Origin of the sequence: Sphingobacterium sp. R2 (genome assembly GCF_040760075.1) — a bacterium.
GTDB lineage: Bacteria > Bacteroidota > Bacteroidia > Sphingobacteriales > Sphingobacteriaceae > Sphingobacterium.
In genome coordinates this window covers 3164018-3189552 of sequence record NZ_CP142884.1, presented here as the reverse complement: position 1 = coordinate 3189552, position 25535 = coordinate 3164018, and the positions used below count along the sequence as shown (strand labels likewise).

At 42.9% G+C, this 25535-nt stretch carries 24 protein-coding genes; 4 read left to right on the top strand and 20 right to left on the bottom strand.

The features are described from left to right. The first annotated feature begins 113 nt into the window (after nt 1–113). Entirely contained in the window at nt 114–644 is a 531-nt protein-coding gene (locus VXM68_RS13140; RefSeq protein ID WP_294184552.1) for a YfiT family bacillithiol transferase, read from the top strand. A 78-nt stretch (nt 645–722) separates the two neighbouring features. Here the strand turns inward: VXM68_RS13140 and VXM68_RS13135 are convergent, their stop codons facing one another. Then, on the bottom strand, nt 723–947 hold the full coding sequence (locus VXM68_RS13135) for a hypothetical protein (RefSeq protein WP_293955316.1): 225 nt from the start codon (nt 945–947) through the stop codon (nt 723–725). Nucleotides 948–1040: 93 nt separating this feature from the next. Further along, a complete protein-coding gene (locus VXM68_RS13130; RefSeq protein ID WP_367208964.1) occupies nt 1041–2768 on the bottom strand; it encodes a WG repeat-containing protein in 1728 nt (575 codons plus the stop codon). 221 nt (nt 2769–2989) lie between these two features. Between VXM68_RS13130 and VXM68_RS13125 the strand changes: the two genes are divergently transcribed. Beyond that, nucleotides 2990–3469, top strand: a complete 480-nt coding sequence (locus tag VXM68_RS13125; protein WP_293955320.1) for a hypothetical protein — start codon at nt 2990–2992, stop codon at nt 3467–3469. 151 nt (nt 3470–3620) lie between these two features. On the opposite strand, the gene VXM68_RS13120 is transcribed toward VXM68_RS13125, so the two are convergent. From VXM68_RS13120 to VXM68_RS13100, 5 genes are all read right to left on the bottom strand, one after another. Further along, nucleotides 3621–4325, bottom strand: a complete 705-nt coding sequence (locus tag VXM68_RS13120; protein ID WP_293955321.1) for an NUDIX domain-containing protein — start codon at nt 4323–4325, stop codon at nt 3621–3623. 3 nt (nt 4326–4328) lie between these two features. Further along, nucleotides 4329–5240: a hypothetical protein gene (locus VXM68_RS13115; RefSeq protein WP_367208963.1), complete on the bottom strand. Its 912-nt coding sequence runs from the start codon at nt 5238–5240 to the stop codon at nt 4329–4331. A 104-nt stretch (nt 5241–5344) separates the two neighbouring features. Then, complete coding sequence (nadE, locus tag VXM68_RS13110; protein WP_367208962.1) at nt 5345–6127, bottom strand: NAD(+) synthase; 783 nt, start codon at nt 6125–6127, stop codon at nt 5345–5347. Next, the gene (locus VXM68_RS13105) at nt 6117–7613 is read right to left on the bottom strand and encodes a nicotinate phosphoribosyltransferase (RefSeq protein WP_293955328.1); all 1497 of its coding nucleotides are present in this window, start codon (nt 7611–7613) and stop codon (nt 6117–6119) included. The genes nadE and VXM68_RS13105 overlap by 11 nt, the downstream gene beginning before the upstream one ends. Nucleotides 7614–7617: 4 nt before the next feature. Next, on the bottom strand, nt 7618–8430 hold the full coding sequence (locus VXM68_RS13100) for a hypothetical protein (RefSeq protein ID WP_293955330.1): 813 nt from the start codon (nt 8428–8430) through the stop codon (nt 7618–7620). Nucleotides 8431–8744: 314 nt separating this feature from the next. On the opposite strand from VXM68_RS13100, the gene VXM68_RS13095 reads away from it, so the two are divergent. Continuing rightward, the gene (locus tag VXM68_RS13095; RefSeq protein WP_293955332.1) at nt 8745–9236 is read left to right on the top strand and encodes a hypothetical protein; all 492 of its coding nucleotides are present in this window, start codon (nt 8745–8747) and stop codon (nt 9234–9236) included. A 21-nt stretch (nt 9237–9257) separates the two neighbouring features. Here the strand turns inward: VXM68_RS13095 and VXM68_RS13090 are convergent, their stop codons facing one another. From VXM68_RS13090 to VXM68_RS13055, 8 genes are read right to left on the bottom strand one after another with little or no spacing between them, the layout of a single operon-like run. Further along, nucleotides 9258–9500, bottom strand: coding sequence for a hypothetical protein (locus VXM68_RS13090; RefSeq protein WP_312330653.1), 243 nt, complete (start codon nt 9498–9500; stop codon nt 9258–9260). Continuing rightward, a complete protein-coding gene (locus VXM68_RS13085; protein WP_367208961.1) occupies nt 9469–10440 on the bottom strand; it encodes a Gfo/Idh/MocA family oxidoreductase in 972 nt (323 codons plus the stop codon). The genes VXM68_RS13090 and VXM68_RS13085 overlap by 32 nt, the downstream gene beginning before the upstream one ends. Further along, complete coding sequence (locus VXM68_RS13080) at nt 10433–11644, bottom strand: M20 family metallopeptidase (protein ID WP_293955338.1); 1212 nt, start codon at nt 11642–11644, stop codon at nt 10433–10435. The genes VXM68_RS13085 and VXM68_RS13080 overlap by 8 nt, the downstream gene beginning before the upstream one ends. A 40-nt stretch (nt 11645–11684) precedes the next feature. Further along, nucleotides 11685–13250 (bottom strand): SLC5 family protein, encoded by a 1566-nt coding sequence (locus tag VXM68_RS13075; RefSeq protein ID WP_367208960.1) that lies wholly within the window; start codon nt 13248–13250, stop codon nt 11685–11687. Beyond that, complete coding sequence (locus tag VXM68_RS13070; protein ID WP_367208959.1) at nt 13231–14622, bottom strand: hypothetical protein; 1392 nt, start codon at nt 14620–14622, stop codon at nt 13231–13233. Before VXM68_RS13070 ends, VXM68_RS13075 begins: the two co-directional genes overlap by 20 nt. A 3-nt stretch (nt 14623–14625) precedes the next feature. Then, the gene (locus tag VXM68_RS13065; protein WP_293955344.1) at nt 14626–15393 is read right to left on the bottom strand and encodes an SDR family NAD(P)-dependent oxidoreductase; all 768 of its coding nucleotides are present in this window, start codon (nt 15391–15393) and stop codon (nt 14626–14628) included. 16 nt (nt 15394–15409) lie between these two features. Next, a complete protein-coding gene (gene dgoD, locus VXM68_RS13060; protein WP_367208958.1) occupies nt 15410–16588 on the bottom strand; it encodes a galactonate dehydratase in 1179 nt (392 codons plus the stop codon). Nucleotides 16589–16597: 9 nt separating this feature from the next. Then, a complete protein-coding gene (locus VXM68_RS13055) occupies nt 16598–17920 on the bottom strand; it encodes an aspartate aminotransferase family protein (RefSeq protein ID WP_075991900.1) in 1323 nt (440 codons plus the stop codon). 160 nt (nt 17921–18080) lie between these two features. Here VXM68_RS13055 and VXM68_RS13050 point away from each other — a divergent pair, with 160 nt between their 5' ends. Then, on the top strand, nt 18081–18878 hold the full coding sequence (locus VXM68_RS13050) for an SMP-30/gluconolactonase/LRE family protein (protein ID WP_367208957.1): 798 nt from the start codon (nt 18081–18083) through the stop codon (nt 18876–18878). A gap of 33 nt (nt 18879–18911) precedes the next feature. On the opposite strand, the gene VXM68_RS13045 is transcribed toward VXM68_RS13050, so the two are convergent. From VXM68_RS13045 to VXM68_RS13025, 5 genes are all read right to left on the bottom strand, one after another. Next, nucleotides 18912–19550, bottom strand: a complete 639-nt coding sequence (locus VXM68_RS13045) for a GntR family transcriptional regulator (protein WP_201670606.1) — start codon at nt 19548–19550, stop codon at nt 18912–18914. 66 nt (nt 19551–19616) lie between these two features. After that, the gene (locus VXM68_RS13040) at nt 19617–22265 is read right to left on the bottom strand and encodes a hypothetical protein (protein ID WP_367208956.1); all 2649 of its coding nucleotides are present in this window, start codon (nt 22263–22265) and stop codon (nt 19617–19619) included. Between the two features lie 4 nt (nt 22266–22269). Next, nucleotides 22270–23262, bottom strand: a complete 993-nt coding sequence (locus VXM68_RS13035) for a DUF4466 family protein (RefSeq protein WP_367208955.1) — start codon at nt 23260–23262, stop codon at nt 22270–22272. Between the two features lie 8 nt (nt 23263–23270). Continuing rightward, on the bottom strand, nt 23271–23666 hold the full coding sequence (locus VXM68_RS13030; protein WP_046676362.1) for a hypothetical protein: 396 nt from the start codon (nt 23664–23666) through the stop codon (nt 23271–23273). 25 nt (nt 23667–23691) lie between these two features. Next, on the bottom strand, nt 23692–25524 hold the full coding sequence (locus VXM68_RS13025; protein ID WP_294184570.1) for a RagB/SusD family nutrient uptake outer membrane protein: 1833 nt from the start codon (nt 25522–25524) through the stop codon (nt 23692–23694). Between the last annotated feature and the right edge of the window lie 11 nt (nt 25525–25535).

Genomic DNA, 25535 nt, shown 5'->3' with positions numbered 1-25535 from the left:
ATTCTTTATCGCATCCAAATTGCACGAGCATAAGTACAAATACCAGAAAATATTTACTAAACCATCGCTATAAGTATTAGGAATCTTGCGTTTATTTTAATTAATTTTAGACTATGCAACATGAATTAGAAAAACTTAGATATCCTATCGGTCGCTTCGCCATACCAGATGCTATCGACAACACACTATTGAATGACTGGATTAAAACAATTACAGATTTTCCAACTAGATTAAAGTCCGAGGTCGGGGATCTAACGGACGATATGCTGGAGAAACGCTACCGCCCCGATGGGTGGACCATTCGTCAGGTTGTTCATCACTGTGCTGACAGCCATATGAACAGCTTCATCCGATTCAAATTGGCCTTGACAGAAGAAGACCCTACCATCAAATTATATGAAGAAAAATTGTGGGCCGACCTTCCAGATGCCAAGATAATTCCCATCGAAAGTTCGGTAAAATTGCTTGAAGGCCTACATGAACGTTGGGGGATTCTGCTCAAAAGCCTAACCAATGAACAGCTAGAAAGAGGATTTATTCATCCAGCCACCAAAAGGTTGATCTCTTTAAAGGTAAACATTGGTTTATATGCCTGGCATTGCAACCATCACCTCATGCACATTGCCAATGCCAAAAACTATTAATAGCGTTGGCTTTGTCGCAATGATCATTTCACTGATAAAAGATTATTGCAATAAAGCCAACGACAACATCACGCTTTATTAAAGTGACAATACCCATAAAAAGGCCATTAATCCTGCAATAGCAACCCCAATAAGGCCTGAAAGTAGAAACGACAGCAAATAATACCCTACGGTTCGTGTTTTCTTCTTCACAATATGAATAATACCCACCCCTAGCGTATAAACTGTTCCAAATCCACAAAAAACAATCGTGATCAAATCGATTAGAATGCCGCTGAAATCTATATTTGCTGATGATAACATGATGTTACTTATTATGTTTAACTAATTTATTAAATACGTTTTTCTTCCCTGTATGATAGCGATATTTGTCATTATTCCTTATCGAAATACTGTTCATATCCATCCCCCCTTACGTTTCATCCAGGCTTGATGAAACTGTACAAAATAGCTTTGATCGCGTCCCTGTAGCTGATAGCGCTCAGTATATAAATATTCGAATGCCGTCTCAGGTATTTCTATCACATTTCGGCTTAAGTCAAGATAAAACAGCCTCTCTCCCTTAAAAAGCAACAGGAGTTCGCCTGAGATAGCCATAGGCGCTGGATAGTGAAAAGGCGAACAGATATAATCATAAAGCTCACTACAAAACTTAAGCTTCGTATCGAAATAGCACATTCCCTGAGGGCAGTGTATGCGCATAAAATCCAAAAAGCAATGTTCGATTTTCTGATAGACATCGGCAGGTTCAAGTAACCACTCTCCGCGATGCGCATCATAAATCCCCTGTGTGTGGGAGCAGCGTACGACAAAAATATCTTTACGGTACTGCTGTATAGTATCTACTGCGACATTTTCTATCAGACTATCCTCCAGTCGGAATATCTCTTGTTCAAGCGAATAAATCTGCCATTTCTTCGTCTTGAGATAGGCGATACTTCGGTAGCCTTCTAACACCATAATCCGGTCGATTCCTTCATCCAAGGTATTACCATTGGGTTGAATGACAGTGATTTTTTGTTGTAGCTTATTGGGTTTAATCCAAAAATATCGATTTGCTAACGGCTGGAGGCTACCTTCCAAAAAAGTCCCCAAGTACTGACCGTCCATGAGATAATATTTCCTTTTTATCGTTCCTTTTTGTCGACTATAGAACAGCTTGTTATAGTCATACATAAAAGGTTCGGCCGCAGGATCTGAAATAATGAATTCTCCTTCAAGCGAAAGGAGAATGTTGCCCTCCCCTTCCCTCGCATTTAAAAAACCATATGCGATCCAGTCAAGCTCATCGTATAAGGCAGGTACACTCAGCTGTCTGCTATCAATATGTAGTACTCCGCGTTTTCCTGCCACTTCCACTTCTGCGTAGTTATTTCCGTTGATATACCTGGCATCAAAAGCATCGCTATATTGACAAGATATCAATTCTGCGCCGCTTGAATCGATATAGCCGAATCGTCCATTTGCTTCAACTACAGCGATACCCTCTTCATTGAATTCGAATATTTCATCATATATTGCCGGAATCAGGAGATTACCATTCGCATTTTTTAATCCTTTCTTTCCACCTGCTTCGAAAACCTCAGCTCCTTTGTCCCGCAAGAGCTCTTCCGACCATAATCCCAATCCGTAATCAATCCAATCGGTTTGAAGAGCATCCAAAAAAGAAGAATAGCCAGAAGTTTCCACCAGCGCGCCCAACGGATCTAAGGATTGTTCATCGACAGCTTGTTCATACAATAAGGCTTGCATGCTGATTTCATCGGCCCATGCTTTGGCCTGCAGGGTATCTTTCTCCGCGTTCATGCTAAATACATCCCGTCCATCGATCTGAAATGTATCGAAAGGCAATGCTTCCAAAAATTCAAACATTCGGTTCACAGGCTCATAATATTTTTTTTTATAATGCAATTGGTACCTATCGGCCAACAACGCATAAAAATAGCGAAGCTTCGCGATCCCATCTTTCTTATTTGCAAAAAGCTGGCTACCTTTGGACCGGATATTGGCCGATAATAAAGGCCGCATGAGGATGGGAATTTCGTAATTCCATTCGGCCAGATAAAAAGGGTATGTTTCTTTGGTCTTGAGATTTACATTATAAATATAAATGCGATGTGCCATGTGTTAATTTTTCTTTTTTTCGTCTCTGTCGCATTGATCTAAATCATCCTATGACTCGTGCAACTGTGGTAAAAATACTGCATTTATCAGTTTTTTCGATTAGCGGAAAACAGGGATTTTTTTTCGGTCTCTAAAAAAAATGTATCGAGATCGAATAATGAAAACTACATGTCAATCCATATGTTTATCATCAACGACAATCATTACTAAAAGAAACGACAATGAAATTAATACTAAAGATTATTGTTCTGCCCTGCGTGGCATTGCTTTTTAAAGACCAAACCTCCCTATCCACTGATGACCTTACGGTTTTCAAGCAACTCTATCCCATTACCGTTCTTCAGCCGGAAAGCAAAAATAGTTTTAAAAAATATGGGATCGAATTCTCCGGAGTATGTTATGCCTGTGATCTTGCAGAAATCAAAATCAGTAAAGAACAGTTTCATCTCGTCAACGTCTGTGATTCCAATGAAATCCACCAGATCAAGAATTTCACCTATACCAGCAGCGAGGGGGTCTTAATCCTAAAAACTCAGCACAATGAATTTATCTTCAAGCGAGTAGAGAAAGAACCTATTTTCGAATTGAAAATAAAGGGGGATGCTCTTTTGCTAAAGAACAAACGTATCGCAAAATACTACACACAGAAAGCGCTGATCGATCAGTTCGAAGTCCACGATTGCGGTGATTTTCAGGGCTAGCTAAACGTCACGCTACCTAACAGACGCTACCTTAAAATAACGTACTACAATAAATATGTCCCAAATCTTTGCATAAGATCTTGAAAGAACCCAACAGAAATAAAAGCAGGCAGTAGCTAATTTCTTTACCGCCTGCTCCGCTCGTTAAAACCTATACTTCAAAATAAAAACCCGATTCAGTAAGTTCTTTATATTTTATTCTGTCAAAACTGTAGATTTTCGCGGCCCTTGCACGCCGATCTTTTTGCTTATCGCTGTGGTCGATTAATAACCCCATGCTGAGTATTTTTTTTCGAAAATTCCCGCGGTCGATTGAGCGCTGCAGAACAGTTTCATACAAATTGTGCAAATCGGGCAAAGTAAACTGTTCGGGCAAAAGTTCAAAACCAATCGGCTGGTAACGTATTTTCCCCTTGAGTCTTTCGATGGCGGTATTCAATATCTGCATATGATCAAAGGCGAGATCTATATTTTCATCAATACCAAACCACTTGACCGCTTCAATATCTACACCTGCTTTCAACATATACGCTTCAGGCTTTACAAGTGCATAATAAGCAATGCTGATCACTCTTCCGCGCGGATCACGTGCTAAGTCTGAAAACGTATATAGCTGTTCAAGGAAAATATCTTGGAGACCGGCCTCCTCCCACAGCTTACGAAGGGCACAGTCTTCGGCTGTTTCTTCTTCCTGGATAAAACCGCCAGGAAATGCCCATTTTCCCAAGAAAGGTTCTATTGCCCGTTTGGTCAATAATACCTTGAGCTGATTTTTATCAAAGCCAAAGATGACACAATCCACCGTGACGGCCGGTCTGGCATATGCGTAGGTATATTGTTTTGTTGAACTTGCCATGTGCTACAAATTTACTTCTGTTGACAGTTTGAGCTGTATCCCGTATTTTTCTTTAAGTGAATCAAACTGCAGTAGCGTTTGCTCTTCGAATCCGGCAATCGGCGACATGCAGTCTATCAATAAAGTAATACGGGAGGTAATTGACCGATCATGTTCAAAATATTCCAAAATCTGCAGTGCCGAAGCCAATACGCAGTGGCTTGATGCCTCCCCTGCAATATAAATGGCATCGTATGCGCATATTGCTTCAAGAACAGCATGGTTTACGAATTTATTGTCATCGTATTCGGCTTTAATAATACCATACATCTCCGTGTACGGATCCTGTCCTTTGTAAACCAAGATCGGTTTTACCTTGCGCACCGCACTATGGAAATAGAGCATATTCGTAAATTGACTCTCAAGCTGCGCACCCCAGGTTCCCTCCAAACAGTGGTATGGCCAGATGCACAATTGTTTTTTACCTGCAGATTCCAGCTGCTGGAGATAATCGAGTGCTAAGGCTTTATGGCCATTGGCAAGGCGCCAGAGACCATCGCGGACATCCGCATAGCGAATGATGGTAAATGGCTCCGGATGATTTCCCGCCGCATCCACCCACCAGTCGGCATGGAAAATCTGCATCATCGAATGACAATCAAGACTGCACATCACTTGTGTAAGGGAACCCAAATTGCGGTACATCCAGTGTGTTAGGCGCTGAACATCTCCTTTAGACCCCTTGACGGCAAGGCTCCCAATAGATTCCATAAAGTCGTTCTGAACATCTATTGCCAAAAGCAGGGATCGTTTCGCGTCCAGGGCTGCCGGCTCGACCTTTTCCTCTTTTGCCAAGGCCAGCATTGCCGGTATTTTATCACTTTTGCCGCTGGCAATATCTTGCACATCGACAATCTGATCAAATGATGTTTTCATGCTATTCATTTTCTTTAAATCAATATTTATTGCGTTAAAACACTAGTCTTCTTCGCAATCTGCGCCAGTTGAGCGCATGCGCTAGTTTATTTAAGCAGTTAAAACTACCCCTTAAAAGTAGGTATGGCAGCAAATTTATGTGCAGATTGCGCAATACGCTTACGAATAACTTCGTCTATTACAAGGTCACCCGATGTACCTTTCAAAATAAACTCATCGATTTGCGCATAAGTCATTCCCAGTTCATCTTCATCCGTCTGTCCTTCCCAAAGGCCGGCAGACGGACTTTTATACTGAATAGATTCGGGTACGCCCAGGTATTTTGCCAAGGTATACACTTCCTGTTTGGTAACCATCGCCAAGGGATTCAGATCGTAGGCGCCGTCGCCCCATTTTGTAAAATAACCTACGGTAGCTTCGGCCATATTACCTGTGCCGATGACAAATCTGCTACCCAGCTGCGCAAATTGATACAAATAGGTCATTCGCACACGTGGACGGATATTGGCCAGACTCAAGGCTCTGTTTGCTGCTGTGGCTTCCGTTATAAACTCCTCGTGCTGGATCATCAGGGCGTCAACCGCGGGTTGAATATCATACACATGATAGGGAAAATCAAACTTCTGAATAAGCTCCATCGCATGCTGATGACTTTTACTAGTATTCATATCGCTGCCATACGGCATCATAACCAAGTGTACATCTACTTGTGCAATGCGGCATAAACAAGCCACAACACTGCAGTCGATACCACCGCTCATTCCCAATACAAGTCCTTTACGGCCGGCCGACTTCACTTGCTGAGCAATCCAAGATGCCATTAATTGTGCATACTTTGCTACGTTTTCATCCTGGATGAAAAACGGTTTTTTTACGCTATTTTCCATATACTCGAATTGTTTCGGTTTTTAATCTATTTCTTATTTCATCAAAGCTAGACGTGTGAATAAATTCACCATTTAAATAGAAGTCTTGCAGCATGTTTCTATTTTCTAATTCAGCTACAGTTTGTGGATTCAGGTCGTCTATTAAACGATACTCATCATTTTCGAACACGACAGCCACCATACCTTTTTGCGATTTTTTAAAGTTTCCAGTATCTGTAGCGGGGCGCTTCTGAATTGCTTTAAATTCTCCATTGACAATTTCGGCAGTTCCTTTTAAGGCAAAACCAAAAGTATCGCGTGTGACATATTGATAGGTGTAAGAGCCTATTCCCAATATGGCATTGGTGGAAGCAAACCCCTTATCAAGCAGACCTTGACAGATTTTATTGGCCCTATCCACCGTAATGGAATCGCCATACACCACGCCGATATGTGAATCCAGCTCCTTAAATCCCTTGCTGTTGGTCGTGCCCCCAAAAAGTTCATATAGACGTTCGACAATACCTTTCCGAACAGTACTGCTATCAGATTCTGCATCCCCACAGATAATTTTAACCGGATCGCCACTATCGGGACGGATGACGACTTTACCTTCTCTTGCCATAATAAGATTCTTCAACTGAGGCAAAACATGATCGACTACATGCCACAGGTCATAAGTGTCCGATACAATGGAGACATTTCCACTTGGGTATACATTCGTGATGAGATGCCGGAAAGCTTCCACTTCATTTGCGCCATAGGAACACATTACACTGTGCTCCGTAGATGGGGTATACATCATCACATCACTTTTTGCATGGTAGTAGGATTTCAGATACTCCCTGACAGAGAGTGTTGCCGAAACACCAAAGCTTAACAAATGCCCACCTGCTGTACGATAAGCTGTTTCGGGAGAACCCATACCGCGCATGGAAAAATCTCCGGCTTGCGTGAAAACTTTATTGACGTCGCCCGTTTTCTCCGCAAAGCCCATTAATACTCTTTTATATTGATCCGCTATGGTCGCCGCAGTCATCGGTGACCAGATATAAGCAGATAGCTGTGTCTCCAGATATCCTGGCAGCCAGAAAAAATCCGGATGCGTATTTTCAATCGTAAACATCGGCACACCGATAGGCACTAGACTACCTTCGGGCAAAGCTTTTACTTTGATTGGGAGATAACCCAATCGATGCAGATCGCGGACATGCTTTGATTCATGCATCGATGCGAACTTTGCGTTTGTATTTTCAAAAACAGCTGCTATTGCTTCCTCATACACAGCAACAACTTCTTCTTCCGGCTGTGCAAAAAAGTTCTCGTCAAATGAATTGGTGATTTCGGCTAGCGCCCCTTGAAGTCCAAAGAAAACAACATGATTGATACCATCTAGGCGTGACATGCGTGGAGTCCAGGTTTCGTATACCCATTGTGTATGATCCGGATATTGATCCCTATGACATAATTTGTAACCATCTGTCCAAAGGATTGGGTTTTTGTTCATCGATTTAAACATGGTGCTCATTTGTTAAGTTGATATAATTTATTTTAGGATGGACCGTATCCATCATTGAGTTGGTGGTAAAGACACAGGCTATCGGTGAATCATCATCCAGCAATGCGCCTTTAAAAATGCGAGGTTCACAATGTGTGACCAAAAGATAGACTGCACTGGCTCCCATTTCTTTCAAAATTTTCCCTGCCCAAAGAAAGGTTCCACCTGCAGAACACAAGTCATCGACAATAATGCATTTTGCGCCTGGAGGAATATCCCCAGCCTTGAGCTCCATCCCTTCAATTCGGCCTGTTTGAGGGTTTCGCTTCTTCTCAAAAATGCAGCTATTTTCATAGCCACTGTTGATATATCGTGCCGCGGCTCCCTTATCCGGAAAAACAATCCGATCTTGATCTGAAAAATCAAGTTTTTCCATTAATTGTGGCAACCAGTCCAGTGCCGGATAAATTCCCACACTGTTCGCCAGTAACTCCAACGTCACATTGGAATGTGGCTCGACAACAGATACCGTATCAAATTGTAAACTATTTATAAAGTCTGCCACATACTGTAAGGTAAACAAATCGCCTTCAATCTTACGATCCATACGGCTATAAGGCATATAACGAATCAGTAGACGGCAAGATTCGCAGGGAACCTCGTCCAATCGCTTTTTGACAAAAAGCAAGCGGATCAAATCGCCATCCCCTTGATAAGTAAATTCGATGAGATTGTTCTTTAAGATCAACTGATCAAAATCTTTCACTTTTGTCTCCCCATTTGGAAATTGCTCTGTGACTATCTGATGCTTATTTAATACAATCATAACTTCTAATTTTTCTGTATACTATTGAGTATTTTTTACTCAACAAATATGAAGATTAAATTTAACGCTTCAAAATATATTGAGTACTTTTTACTCATAAAAGCAAAAATAAAATGTATAATACTTTAAATCAGACAGATAATTTAAAAAAATCTATGTAACGATCATGTTCATCTAGTTTTCATAGAAATTAGCGGATTATAGGGATTGAAATTTTACGATAAAATAGGATCTTTGTCTATACCATATTCACGAAATTCTTTTCCAGCACGTTTGTAGGCTGAGGGAGACTTTGATTTATTTAAGCATAAAGCATGGAATTAGCCAATCTTATTAAACAAGATATTGAGTCAATTTTACAAATTGAATCTCAGGACATCAACCAATTGGTCGAAAACTATCGCGAAGACTTAATGGATGCGGATACCTATGACGCCATCGATGCGTACAATATGCTCTATTCGAATATTTATGAAATGTCAGAGGAAGAATACCTCGATGCTTTTCGTACATTGGGTGAAACCTATCCGAACTTTGGCAAGGCGGATGAAAATGACTGTGAAAAATCAATTGCTGAACTGGAACGTTTAAAACATGCGTTCAACGAACTGAAACTCCATACGAACGAAGGGAAGCATCTATTAGCCCTGCAATTAGCTGTTTTGGAACTGGACATTCAGGTGTACCAAAAGCTAACCTTATCACCAACGACCACCGAAATAGAGGCTGAAATCAATTTATTGGAAACAGAATCTTTCGGTCTGACGAATCAGATCAATCAGTTTTTAGAACAGTATCACGATTAATTAGGCGATCATTTTATCCTATTAGTCTGAGTGGTCAATAGCTGAAAGTGTGACTTCGTTTAACCTTTTTCCTATCATTTCTACCCATGGTACTTTTTTCTTTTCAAAACAGGATCTTGGTAGGGCAACAGACGTTGCCTCTCTCGTTGCGATCTTCAATAGCGCGCTTTTGATCACGGTACTCAGCTTATGATCACGGTACTCTTTTATCCATATTTCGGATCGGCGCTGCTTATTTTTGAAGCTGAATGGTACTTCCGCCATTTAATTTACTTTCTTCGGCTGCATCTATAAATGCGCATATTGCCAGGGTTTCCTTTTCGTCAACCGGACTTACACCCGTTTCGAAAAATGGAAGGATCTTATCCAACAATGGGCCGTATCCCATAAATTGTCCCAAATGGACAATCTGATCTTTCAAAAAAACCGTTCCCCCAAAATCATCCTTTCCCTCGCGAATGCCCCGAAGTGAGGCAATTCTTCCATCCGCCCACTCCCCAACATAAAACGAGGTACCTTGTTCCTGAATCGTTTTTACCGAGCGGCATCCCGGTCCCATCAATGCAAATAACATTTCGACCCCATGGATTCCATACCAATACAGATCCTTATGCGAAGGCTCCGTTACTGCCGGACAATAGACATCTGCGCCTATTACCTTAGTCCTATCTAATTCCTGAAGTCCGGTAATAAAACGCAAGGAGCTTGATGAAAAAACAGGGCAACCGTAGTTTTTTGCCGCTTGAAAAATTTGGAAAGCGTCCCTATAGGAATTCGCTATTGGTTTATCGATAAATAAAGGTTTTTTAGCTTTGATTACTTGAAGTGCCTGCTCCAGATGAAGATTTCCATCATTTGTCTCCAAAAACACATAGTCTACTTTTTTCAATAGTTCGGCAATACTTGATATAATCGAAACACCGAGCTGCTGCACTTCCGCTGTAATTTTCGGAATACGCTCGATACTTAATGGGATTGTTTTGCTTCCATAGGGATAAGCTGCAACAACCCTGTATTTTCCGTAGGGATGATTGCTAGCAGCCGTATTAATCGCTCTTGTAAAAGCAACAGCGTGTGTAATGTCTAACCCAATAATCCCTATCTTTTTTACGTTATCATGCCCAGAGAACACCTTATTATTCGCATTAACGACATAGGATAATCCAAATGCAAAGGAGGACATCAAGAATTTTTTTCTATTCATTTGATTCATTCAAAAGGGAAATAGCTGCATTGACTAAAACAGCTATTGATGTTTCGAAAGCCTTTTCATCCAGATTGAACTGTGGATTATGAAGACCATATTGTGTGGCAGAATCGTCATTATTTGTGCCTATCAACATAAACACGGCGGGATAACGATAAGAATAATAAGCAAAATCCTCGGCTGCCATCCAGATTTCGAGATCTTGTGGCACACTATTCCCCATCGTCTCCGCAATAATTGTTTTGACTTTTTGTGTTAACGCGGGATCATTATAAAGCGCGGGATAACCATGCCGGACTTCAACTTCTACCTTTGCACCAAGCGATACAGGAAGCGTTGCCGCTATTTCAGCAACCATTTCCAGCGCCTCCTTGCGCCACACCTCATCCATTGTACGAAATGTTCCGGCTAATTTAACTTCCTCGGGAATAACATTGGCAGCACCATCTCCAATAAAACGACCAAAGGTCAATACAGACGGTACATCAGGGTTGGCTTTCCGACTGACAACTTGCTGTAATGTGGTGAGTAACTGCGCGCCGATCATAATGGGATCAACAGCCCGATGTGGCTCCGCAGCATGGCCACCACGTCCCTTAATGGTGAAATAGAACTCGTCGCTCGAGGCCATAAATCGCCCGGAACGTAAACCGACTTTTCCTACAGAAACACGGGGACTTACATGTAAACCCAGCACAGCTTTAATCGTTCCACCAAAAGATTCCAGAATCCCGGATTCCAAAACCTGAATCGCTCCGCCAGGAATCTTTTCCTCAGCAGGCTGAAATAGCAAAACAATTTTACCGGAAAATTCCGTTTTATAATCATTTAATATGGACGCCGCCCCCAATAGATTAGCCGTATGAAAATCATGGCCACAAGCATGCATGACACCACTATTCTTCGATTTATATCCCACATCATTTTGCTCGTCTATCGGTAAAGCATCAATATCTGCTCGTAATACCACAATATCGTCACTCGCCGATTTTTGACCGGTCAGCACAGCCACAACTCCTGTTTGAGCGACAATCTCAAATGGTATACCCAATTCCCCGAGTTGTTGCTGAATATAGGCGCTTGTCTCGTATTCTTGAAAGGACAATTCAGGATGCTGATGGATATGTCGGCGTATTGCAACGATTTTCGGAAAAATGGTCTCTATCTTGGTATTTAATTCTTTCCGTATTGGCTCGATCATCTGGATAAGTTTTAAAAGTTTAACACTTCAACAAGTTAAGCTAAAAATAACGTACATAAAAATAGAGCACCAATACCGTTATAATTATCCACCATACCGTCGGATTTCGAAATCCACGGTAAGCGGCTTTATCCTGAACCGGTACCTGAAAAGAATCGCCGGTCAACACAAGATTTTTTAACCTTGCTTCTGAGACCGCAGGTGTCAACAAACTGACTACTGCGCAAGCAATCATACAAGTCCAGAATACAATACCTGTTCTATTAAAAAACGGCATTTCAGGTAAGGCGTATTCCAAAAGTAAAGAAAGGGGAATTGTCAGTAAACCTGCTGTCAAAGCACCCTGCGATGTCGTTCTTTTCCAAAAAACCCCCATTAAAAACATTGTTGCAATGCCTGGCGTGAAAAGACCGTATAGATTCATCAAATAAAGGAAAACTGGTTTATCCGAATAACTGATCAGTACAACCGCACTCATGATTCCGAGCACGATAATAGCGACTCCGGCGCGCTTACCAAAACGGACTGCTTCGTAGTCACTTGCATTTTTATTAATATACTGGCTATAGATATCAACGGTCAGAATGGTTGTACAGGAATTGATCGCTCCTGAAATATGGGACATGATGGCCGAAATTAACCCCGCCATCACCAAGCCAACCAAACCTTTGGGCAATAAGGTTTCCACGAGTGTCGCAAACAGTAAATCGGGCTGATCGAGATGCGGCAGGAATTTTGGCGCCACCAATGCCGGAATAGTAATAATCAAGGGAACCAAAAATTTAAGATAGTCACCAAAGATGACCCCCATGCGCCCATGCCATTCATTTTTTGCAGCCAATACGCGCTGCACAATAAATTGGTTCGTAGCGCAATAAAACACGCTGATACACAACAGTCCGCCTAAATACATCGTCCAGGGAAAGTCAGGATCAGATGCGGGATAAAACATTTTCCAATCCTTGGAGGATTCTACCACAGACTGAAACCCTCCTGCCGCATCAATGGTGGCAAAAGTTAATACTATTCCGCCCAGCACCAAAATGACAAGCTGTACCATCTCCGTCCATATCACCGCTTTTAAACCGCCTAAAACGGTATATAAACCGGTCAAAATTGCCATTCCAAAAATACTGTATAAAATAGGAATGTCGAATAAAGCGTGCAGCGACAGACCGCCCAAATAAAGAACGGCGCCAATCTCCACAAAAACATAGGTAAACAGGATCAAAATAGCGTACAACACGCGGGTAGCGTTGCCGTATCTTTTTTCGAGGTACTCAGGAATCGTATAGAAACCGTTTCGGATATAAAAAGGGAGAAATATCCATAACAATGCATTAAAACCGATTAGAATCGCTCCCCATTCCAGGGTGATCGCCACAAAACCGCGACTATAAGCAGCCCCCATAGCGCCAACGAGATGATGGCTGCTGATATTTGCGGCGATGATACTTCCGCCAATCATCCACCAGGGCAGCTTATCACCCGCAAGAAAATAATCCCGCTTCGAGGCGGAGTTTTTTTTCGAAGCGTATAAGCCCAATACCACTATACCAATAATATATACGGCAAAAATAACGACATCAATCCAATCCAGTTTCATCGGTCAATAATGTTTGAATTCCTAATTTAGTTTGTTCAATAAGTATTTCAAGACCGCCGCTGGCATAGGGGCTTTGCCACACAGCATAAATATCCTTATCATAAAGCTCCTTCGGTGCGAGATACCCCACATAGCCATTCGCGATATTGATAAAAACGATCGTATGATCTGGAAATTGGGCTCTCACTTCGATTTGATAACAGGAATAGGCTTCGTTGGCCTGCGCCACCAACACGGCATCCCCCATTTTCCAGATCCACACCGGAATAATAGCTTCCTGTTGATCGCCAATGGATTTACGGGTATTATATTTCCGCCAAAGGCGATCTTTCATAACACGATCCGTACAGCGTTCGTATTCATTCAAAATTGCTTCGGGACTAGGCAGTTTTTTGTAAGGCACTTTAACAGATAATACCCTTTGCTTAAAATCGATTGGAGCGGTCTGTTCCCGAAATCCCCAACAGGCCAGTGGAGCCCCCGAAATCAAGGATTCCTTAAAAACCCAGTTTTTATGACTATGCTGTTCCTGGGCCAGCGTCGCGAGAACAGCATAACCCAACTGCTTTCCGTTGGCTTCGACCAGTGCTGGATCCTTTACATACTGTCTCCGTGGAGCTAAATCACCTGATGCGCCCTGTAAAAAAAGACAAGGCACGGATAACGAACGCTCTACGGTATTTCGCATTTCGCCCACAAAATCAGGCGAGAGCAGATCATTCTCGTAAGCAAAGCTGGTTGGGTGGCATGCATAATTACAAATAACCGCTTTCAAGCTTTCAGTTTCATCATACAGCCGTCCGACCAACAAGGTTGTATCTGCTGCTTTCAATGGATTGTAACCAATCAAATAATGAGAATCTACTTCCAGATCGCGGTTGCTGGCCAAATCGCATACACCATAGTTCCAGGTTAAACTTCCCTTAAATAGCCCATTTTGTGCCATTTCAACACAAGATATCGCCTGTTGTTTGAGGAATTCAAGGTACGGCAAAATCAGTTCACCTCCAGGTTGCGCTGCATCTGTCGAACAGATACTAGGCCCCGCATGGGTATGCGATAGCGCAAAAATCAGCTGCGATTCAGCCAGATTGAAATGACTGAGCAATGCTAATCGTAAATTTTGTTCATCAGCTGCATTTTTCCACCAGCCTAAATCAGCGGTTAACAGAATTGCAGGCAAGCCATCGCAGGATTGCATATATAGACAATGCATCATCAAAGGCTGATGAACAGCCGTTGCCCGGTCAAATGCAGCCGCCCCCCAATTACGGGAATAGATGCCGATCGGTGGAGTAATATCACATTGGCTAAGTCCAAATCGTCCGTACAAACTACCCGTCGTTTCTTTCAAGAGGTCTTTCTGTTTCATACATTAAGGTCTAATCAAAGACAGTCCACCATCCATCACAATTGCGGCACCAGTCATATGTTTACAATTGTCCGAACAGATCCATAGCACCTGTTTAGCAACCTCTTCGGCTTCTATAATCTGACCAAGTGGCACCACAGCCTTTGCTTTCATTTGAAGTTCGGCGTTTGATGACCAGACCACTTTGCTCAACCCCGCATTGACATAACCTGGTGCAATCTCGTTGACACGAATTCCGTATGCTGCATATTCAAGAGCCATGGCTTGGCAAAGCATCCGCAGGCCCGCCTTAGAGACACTATAGGCCGGTAAATTTTGATGTACGGCATGTGCAGCCCAGCTACCCATAAAAATGATCGAGCCTGCGATCTCATTCTCCACAAATGACTTTGCACAAGCATTCGCCAGGAAGAATGAACCGTCGAGATTAACGGCCATTTCATTCTTCCATTCCTCGTTGCTTAACGTGCTGAAATCTTTAATAGTGACGCATGCGGCATTCGCGATACAGATGGATATTGCGCCCAACTCCTGCCTTATGCGTTTCACCCAGGCGTCCACCTGCCTGGCATCTGCAACATCGACCTGATCATAAAACAAACGTGCTCCAGCATCTTCCAACAAGGGCCACTGCGCTCTCGCCGCCTGTGGTTCAAACCGATCCGAGATGCATACAATTGCCTGCTGGGTCAAAAATGCTTCAGCCATAGCCCTTCCGATATCACCAAGTCCCCCACTGATCAATACGACTTTATTCTTATATTCCTCCATTATCGCTATTTTTAGACTACCAATCCCCTACACTACCGTCTTTATAGAAGGTTCGCTGCAATATTTCCTGTTGAAAAGGATGCTTCTTTACCTCTTCTTCATTGATTTCAATACCCAAACCGGCGCGCTTATTCGGCAGAACAATCCGCCCTTTCTCTTGAACTGTAAACCCTTCGGTAACCACGTCCTGGCGCCATTCAACGTCCTTATGCACACTTTCGCAAATAATATAGGATGGTGTTGCAAATCCCAGCTCAATGGAGGCGGCCGTACTCACAGGTCCCTGAGGGTTATGTGGCGCCATAGATACACGGTAAGCATCAGCCAAAGCTGCGATCTTACGCGCTTCAGAGAGACCGCCACAATGGGTAATATCAGGTTGGATCACACTCACTGCCCGCTTCTCGAGCATATCCCGAAATGCATGCAATCCGATCAAACGTTCGCCTGAAGCAATAGGTGTCGTCACTGCCCGTTGAATCAAGGCAATATCTTCCATGGTTTCTGGCCAACATGGCTCTTCAAAGAAATACAGGCCATAAGGCTCCAATGCTTTCGCAAATTGCATCCCCATACGTGGGCTTGGCCGAGCATGGCAATCCACCATAATATCAATATCGTCGCCAACAGCGTCACGCATGGCCTTCACGCAAGCTTCAGCATATTTAATTGGACGGAGACCTTCCAACGACATGGTCTCTGGGACAGCCATCGATTTAAAAGCGGTAAAACCCTCATCAACAGCTTTCAGCGCAAGATCACCAAACCGCTTGGCATCATCCGGAGCAGTCTCATAAAAATCCTCCATGCGACCTCCACCTAAATGACAATACAAACGGATATAATCACGCACACGGCCTCCCCACAACTCGTGACAAGGGACATTGTGAATTTTACCTAGGATATCCCATAAGGCGATGTCGATACCACTGATGGCCGTACCACGAACGATCCCGTTTCCATGCCAGAAGTGTTGTCTATACATCATCTGCCACAGGTATTCAATACGACGCGGATCTTCACCGATCAACAATTGAGAAATATCTTTGATTGCTCCCACCACACTTTGCGTATGCCATTCCAAGGTGGCTTCGCCCCAGCCCCAAAGTCCGGGCTGATCGGTAATAATTTTGACAAAAATCCAATTTCGCATGCGCGCATGGCACACAAAGGTTTCAATAGCGGTTATTTTCATAGTTAGGGTTTACAAACTTTTTATTACGCGTTCAGTTGCTTCTAAAGTCCGATCAATATCATCCTCCGTATGCGCAAAGGAGATACTGCCTTGTTTAATTGGTGCCGGGAAATTGAAAATCCCTTCTTTAATAAGCTTTTTACGATATTGGGTATCCAGTTCAAAGTTGTGGTTATCCAAAATATCATGAAAATTGACTGGCGCATGGTCCATAAAATATGTACAGAAGGCAGATCCTTGACGTGCGACATAAAATGGTACGCCTAATTTAGGAAATATTTCGTTATATCCCTGTTCCAAACGCGCACCAAGTGCTTCTACGTGCTCATAAACTCGATGTTCCGAGCTGCCTAATTTTTTCAATGTTGCAATTGCCGCCGCAGTCGTTAAAGGAAAAGCATTAAAAGTACCGGCAATCATCACCCGCTTTGACTTATCAGGATCTACAAAGTAATCCATATATTTTTTCTTGCCTGCAATAACACCCAATGGGTAGCCGTTTGCAACCGCCTTTCCGAAAGTTGAAAGATCCGGCTGAATACCACAGATCGACTGATAGCCCCCCAGCGCATGCCTAAATCCAGTTTTCACTTCATCAAAGATCAACAGAAATCCATGCTCGTCCGCCATCTTGCGTAAGCCTTCCAGGTAACCTTCCTTTGGCTTTACAATACCGATATTCTGAAGAATAGGCTCCAACAAAATACAGGCAACATCATATTTTTGAACCACATACAGCACACTTTCCAAATCGTTGTAGTTGACAATGTGTACTAAATCGCTGTGATTTTTGGGAACGCCAGCACTTAATGAATCGAATGGATATTCCCCCGGACTTTGATATGAGCCAACATCTGCACGTTGACTGATCACATTGCAGGCCACATCGTTATGCCAGCCATTGTAGCCCCCCTGCATAACAATCACATGATCACGCCCTGTTACCGCACGGGCAATACGGATCGCATGGTAAGTCGCTTCCGACCCTGTAGTTGTAATCTGAACGCTCTCCACCGAAGGAACAGACTGACAAAAAAGCTCCGCAAACTCACCTTCCAGTAACGTTGGCCCAGCCCCCATCAATACCTGCTGCTCCTGCAATGTCTGTAACACTGCGGCGTTCACATCAGGATCATTATGCCCCAAAAAGGATGCAGCAAATCCAGCCTGATAATCGATGTAGCTGTTCCCATCAATATCTTCGACCAAACTACCATTCCCTTTGACGAAGCAGATATTCGGATCTGACTTCCGATTTAACGATACCACTCCACCAGGTATCCATCTTGCATTCTCCCGCAGTATCGCGGCTGATTTTTCATTTTCTTGCATGCCTATTAAAAGTTTTGCTATTTGTTATTGTTATAATTGGACGATCACCGCCACACATGTTGCAGTCATCAATAATTTGTATTTAAATACACCTTACTTTATGTATACCAAATTACAATATTTTTGTATACATTTAAAATAAATTTTAAAATTTTTAAAAATGAACATTCTCATTGAAGGACTTCTTTTTCCAGAAGGCCCCGCTTTCGACCGGGAGGGTGGCCTATGGCTTGTGGAGAAAGAAGCAGGAAACTTGATCTATTACAAAGACAATCAGTACAGCAGAATAGCTGTGAATGGACATCCCAACGGAATTGTAATCGATAAAAACGGCATAATATGGTTTTGCGACTCACAACAAAACAGCATCCGTTGCTATGATCCCTTCGACAAAACCACGACGACAATAGTCACGGAAATCGCAGGAAAGCCATTAAAAATGCCCAACGACTTATGTTTTGATACCGAAGGGAACCTACTATTCTCCTGCCCGGGAAATGACCTGGAAGATGGCACAGGCTACATCTGCTGTCTACATAAACATGGTGCGCTTACGAAGATCCACACAGGCCTTTTTTACCCAAACGGATTGGCCTTTGCAGCAGACAACCGTACGCTTTTTGTCGCTGAAACAGGCACAAAATGGATCTGGAAAATGCACTGGAACAGCTTGACACAACAGGTAGAAAACATCGAAAAATTCATAGAAACAGGCGGCAGTATCGGCCCGGACGGCATAGCCCTCACGCAGGACAATTATCTTTTTGCAGCGATTTATGGATCGCAACATATCCTATCCATTGATACCAAAAACAAAACGACCGAGAAAATACCTACGCCGGGGAAGAATCCAACAAATTGCGCTTTAGACCCAAAAGGCATTCAGGGACTTATGATTACAGAAGCTGAAAAAGGACAATTGTTGCAGTGGGACAGCACAAAAAAGGGTCTATTGTAAACAATAGACCCATTATAAAAATCCAAAAAAATATTAAACCAGTTCCAAGGCTTCTTGCTCGCCCCGATCCAAATGATGAACCAAGGTGGTATAAGCTTTATTCCAGTCATCCGCTTTCAGCGCATCAACAATAGCTCGATGCTCCTTCTCCGTATCCAGATAATCTTCCATCTGCCCCATAATAGCCCCAAGCTTCATATGGAATAAGGGGATGTTACTATTCTTGTAAATAGCAATCAACCTTGAATTGCAAGTTCCCTCAATAATCCGCTCATGAAAACGAACATCCGCCTCGCAAGCCCCCCCATAATAACCTTTACTGACCATGTCAGAAAAATCGTTGCAGATCAGTTCCAAATCTTCGATAAGCTCTTTACTTTTCTTTGAAAACAGAATCTTTAATGCACCTATCTCCAACAGCTCACGCAGCTCACGAATATCCTTCACATCTTCGACCGTCATTTTCTTCACAAAACAGCCACCTTTTTCACCAAACTCAACCAGACTCTCCCCTGCTAAACGCATAAAAGCCTCACGAACAGCAACTCTACTCACCGCCATCTTATCCGCCCAAGCACTCTCCACCAATCTTGCCCCGCCAGCCAGCTGACTGGACAAAATTTTCTTACGTACTTCTAAATAAACTTTATAGGCAAGCGAATCCTCTTTCATATTGTATACAATTTTATGCAAAAATAAGAATACAAAATCATTAAAAAAATTTAAACAATGTATTCTTTAATTAATCTTTCCCTCTTGGGCTTCATACGGCCTTCCCGGCGACAAATAAATAGTTTCGGCTTTAGATTTCCAACTGGTGGTATGATTTCCTTTCAGGACATTTATATTAAAGCTACTATTTTTTAATGAACTTTTCATATTCCAGAAACCATCTTTCAAACCAACCACAACAACTTCATACTGTTGATCTCCCGGCACCACAAATTCAATGGGCTCATCAAGATATTGATTTGGTTTGGCCACCACCAGTAGACGATCAGCCACTCTTATGAGGTAATAATTCGCTTTTTCCTCCGAATACACCGGTAATTTTGAAGAGCCACTCTCTGTCATCTGAAAAACCGAAGCGTAACTGGCCTGATCACTTTCCTGCTTGGGTGAAACCATAATCCGTGTTCCTCTAGCCTCCGGCCAAGGAGACTTGACCTGATAAAGATCCCCAAAAACAAAAGCAGTCGAATCACCCGAATACAATTTCACTGCACACGCTTTTAACTGTGGCTTCAGCAAATCAACATAAGTAGAACCGGCTGCGTTTTTAAATTTACTAGTTAACACAAAACCTGTTTCACTTCGTACCGGCTTTTCAAGCGTATTGATCTGCCAATAGGGTTCGAATTTCTTATCATTGGTCTTAAGCTCATCCAATAAGACAATGACAGCAGGCACATCCTTTCTCTTCAAATTCAAAAACAGGAAACTTTTTGCATAGGATTTTACTTTAGCCGTATATGCCGCCGTTAGATCCATATTGAAATAGCTATAGCTCGGCCGAATGGGATCGTTACCAAATGCGGATGCCCTGATCTCTCCCGTATGGTACCAGGAATCATGTAACACCTCGTCAACCGTGCGCGGAAAACGCTGACTAAACCGAGTCCCACCATCATTTGTTTTGGTCCTGAATAAAAGCGGTTCCGCAGGATCACGCACCAACAGCATGCTGTGTGCAACCGAACGCTTATTAAAGTTAAAATCATAAGGGGAACCATACGAAAGATACAAACCAAGATCACCAACCTGAATACCATGATGATAAATCTGCAGTGCACCTGCATCGGCATGCTGATGATTGCCAAAATGATAACCGCCACCTTTAATTTCTGCAACCACATCGGAACTTCCGTTCTCTTCGCTCCAGCCTGTCCGGGCAACCATAGACCCTAAAATAGGTCCAAAATCTTTCGTCAACGGCATTTTCTCGCGATCAAAATCAGGCTTCAATTTTGGATCATCCAAGAGGAGAAACAAGATTGGATTGTCGGGCAAACCGCCCTGTTTGACAAACTCAGCCTTAATTACCGGATTGCCTGAATAGGCATAACAAAGCAGCATGGTCTGTGGATTTTTCCAATAAAAATCAGCACTGCTGTTGTACTTTACATTGAACATATCGCCGTCGCGTAACATTTTTCCATCAGGCGTGCGCATATACAGCCAATAATAGGGCATATTCTTGATATTATCGTCAAAAACCGGATAACCGAGCATGCGATAATACAACCAGGCTCCATGCATTTCCCACCCAAAACGATAGCCACCGTAATCAACACCTTGATTATGGCGCGGAGACTGATACTCAAATTTGCGCATGGGCACCAACTCTTCCAAAATAGAATACGAAGTATACTTGTAAGGTACCGGATCCTCGTCATATAAAGCAATACTCATTGCCAGCAGATCGCGCGACACCTGCGCCTCATTCCCATGCCCATTGATAATACTTTCGATACCAAAAAAGGGAGGCCAGCCAATTTCCATATCTTGCGCCAGACGCATCATATTTTTATGCAGACTGGTCTTAAGGTGCACATCCAATAATGCGTAGCACCAGTCATACACCAGTGCACCCGTATAAATTGCACGTCCCAACTCGCGTGTAATATCACCATAGGAAACATTCCCGAACTCCAACATCGTCAAGTATTGATCGGCCAGCCTGACCGCTTCCCTGCCTATTTTTTCGTCACCGGACATGAGGTAATAAAACGCTTTTGATTCAATAGCACGTTCGAGCTTTTCATCGTAAAACATTTCCTTATTCGAATCAAAAACAAATTGAACAGGTTGTTGCGCAAGTGTTTTCACTTTCCCCCAAGCTTCCAGATGCTCCGCTTCTTCCAACCGCCCTTTAACGACCGGCAAAGACTCGTTGTTAACCCATAGTCTCGGGTGACCTGCGGGCGGAACAATCTTTGGTTTATAGTTTTCTGCTGTAGCTGGTGCAACCGGAGGCACAAAGGCATTAATCGAAACAGCTTTCATCTTAAAATAAGCGGGCAATCGCATGCCCACCGTCTGCTTCCCTTTCTCAAAATAAAATTTACCAAGATCTTGCTTCGCACCTTTAAAACTATCAAATACAATCCTTTTGGTCGATCGTGCAGCGCGAACATCAATACTCGCATACAGCGTCATCATACCTGTTTTATCTGCAGCCTTAATTTTATCCAAATCGGTAACCTCACCTTCAGAAACCAAGGTATAGACACCTGCTGTCGGAACATCCACCTGCACCCGTAGGCGCTGTCCATTTCCTTTTATTGAAGTAACCTTTGCCTGTTGTCCATAGGAGGTTCCAAGGATCGCTATAAAAGCGACCCCCAGCATAGTACCTTTAACTTTTAGCCATATCCTTACACCCATATCCTTATTTTACTTGCAGCCTTTTTACACTGATCTTCATTTCTTTCGTGGTATTATTGACGCTATTTACATATACATAAGCATTGTATTTGCCATCAGCCGTTTGTACCCATATCCCGGATTCAGCTTTTAGATTAATCGCAAAATCTGGCGCATCAACAAACGATTTATCTTTCAAATCCACATCGTCCACAAATACACTGTATTGCAATCGTGCCAGTTGCTGGTCGCGCACCGTCCAAGCCTTCACAATTTTCGTTTTATTTGTCAACCCTACAGGTAAGGTGAAGCTCGGCAAATAGCCAGCATCCGTCGTGGGAGCAACCAAAGAATGTGCATAAGTCACCGTTGGCAATGCCCGGTACAAATAGACCAAATCAATCTTATCCGGGTTTGCTGCCGCTTCGGTAGCAGTATACCATTTTAGGTCGGCCACAGAAAAAAAGCAGGCCGCGCAGTCTTTTCCGATCAAGTCCAAAGCCATATCCATATTACGAATCGCATAAGCTTCGGTCTTCAACGCAATTTCCTGCCCATTACTGGACCTCGCCCTGAACGTAAAAGTGACCGATTTACCTTTTGCTGCTGCCGGTATTTTGTAGCTATAACGCAGCGTTGAAGCGGAGGTATCTTTTGTAAATTTCACCTCCATGCTATTCCCATTTACTGTAGCAGGGTCGCCAACAACAACACCCACATCTGCCCCCGTACTACTGGTGTAATACGATTTGTTTTCAAGTACAGTACCTTCATCGCCCGCAATACTGGCTTCTACAGAAATTGATGTAAGTTTCCCCTGATCCGGCAAAATCGCCGCAGCATAAGCAAAGTCCATGGTAGCCCCAACCACATTTGGTCCTAAAGAGCGCTTAATAATATCGTTTTGCAAACCATCTTTTGCTGTTGGAATTTCATAAGCCTCTTCTTTACAGGAACCGAACAACAAGAGCCCAAATCCGATGGACAACAGCCCTATTTTTAAATAATTTGTTTTCATCAGCTTACTTATTTTTGTACTGTCAAATAAACTTTATACGTCTTACGAACCTTTCTATTTCCAGACACGACAGTCCATTCACGTGGCGTATCCAAATTGGAAAAATCTTGTTTTCCTAAAATCTTAGGATCTAACACCGCATCGGTGACCAATGAAAATTGTGGGTATAGATTTTTCAAATCCGTACCAAAGAGCACCTCCACTTTTATGGTTTGCTCAACGGTATCCACCAACGCAGCTTTTGTACGTACCGTCTGAAAATCGGCGCCCAACAGTTCAAAACTACTGACATAACATTCCGACCTGGTCGTGATCAACAAACCATCCTCATCCATTGGATAATCATCCTTACAACCGGACAAGCTAACGAACAGCATACCGATTAAAAATAATGTATATTTCATTTTATTACAGTCAAGTGTTACCATATTATTTCCAAGGTATATTTTGTGTTAAATTCGGATTCCGCGAACGTTCTGTTTCCGGAATTTGATAGATATAACACTTTTGATAAGTCAATTCAGACTCATTGAAGAAAAAGCGTTCCCAATTATTTCCAAAACTATCCTGGAACCATTTTCCATCACCATAAGGTTTGCCAAACACTGTTTCCAGTTTACGCCATCTCCTCAAGTCAAATGCGCGCTGCCCTTCGCCAAACAACTCAACAATTCTTTCCTGCTCTATGGCATCGAAAAATGCATCACGAGACGAGGTTTTAGCTCCAGCAAGCGCAGGTAGGTTACCACGACGCCTAACCTTATTAACCAAATCAATTGCATCCGCCTGTGGACCACCAATCTCATTGGTTGCTTCAGCATACATCAGGTATACGTCAGCAATGCGCATCAAAGGCCAATTGTAATTTCCATCACTACGTGCCACACCACCATAATTGCGCACAAATTTACGCGATTGCAATCCCGAGAGATTTGTGGTATTATCGGTAAAGGAAGTTTTGTAGGAGACACCGTTAACCGTCACCGCAGCTCCCCAAGTTTTGTAGATAAAGGGAATATAACCTGTGGTCTCCGTAGGGCTCATACTCATAATCAATTCGTAATCCCACAACAAAGTCGCTTTCATGCGATAATCGCGGTTACGGTACGACTCAGGGTTCACCGCTGAATTTGCCGTAGTACGTGCTGCAGGATTTTTCACCGGATCTAGCTGAACCATCTTTGGCAAGAAATCTCCTGTAATGGTAGATTGGTAACGATCGGCCAATTCATAGCGCGGAATCGCCTGATTCTGTCCTAAAGACACCAATGGCCCCGTCCATACCCGCTGATATTCCTCACTTTGTTTTGTTCCCACACCGCCATGGGTAAGCACCATGACCATTTCCTCATCTTGGCTCAAGTTGCCGGTAGAAGGTATAAACATGTAGTAATAATTTGGGAGCACATCAGCCTTCCCCAATTCACCCCATTGACCTGGATCACCATTTCTAAACATTTTGATGCCAAAATCATTGATTACACGTTTAAAATCAGCAGCGGCCGCAGTATATGCCGTTTTAGCCTCTGTAGCAGATTGTACAAATCCATCCAATTCAGGCCATCCATTTTTCTTCCACGAACCCCAATACAATTGAAACTTACCACGAAAGGCCAATGCAGCAGGCTTACCGGCACGACCAATTGCAGACCCCTTGTTGGGCAATTTGTCCACCGCATAGTTCAAATCAGCCATAATAGAATCTTTCAGCTGTGCAATAGGCATTCTCCGCACCGTATCAGCCTCTGCGGGAGCTGGTGCCGATTTATAAAAATAAGGCACATCACCCCATAGGGAAATCAATCTAAAGTATGCAATGGCGCGCAACAACTTGGCCTCCGCCACGATAGTTTCCAGGGTTTGTTTTACAGCATCAGTTTTTGCTACGGGCAACAAACGCGCATTGGTATTTTCGATCACAAAGTTAGAACTGAATATAGATCCATACAATGCTCTATACATTGCCGATGCACCGGAGCCATAATTCATCGGACTATTGACCGTTAATGAAATAGGCGCCGCACCAGTATTGTACATTTTAAGGAAATCTCCATGTCCATCGAAATGATAGTCGCGATCAAAACAAGGCCTAAATATGGAATAGTTCGCCATTAACGCAGCAAGCGCGTCATTTTCGTCCACCCAGAACGTTTCGGAGCTTGGCGTTGTTGTTGGATTCTGATTCAACAAATCTTTGCGACATGCGGACAAACCAAGAAGCAGCAAAGAAGAAATAAACAATATGTTATATATCGATTTCATAAGTTCAAATA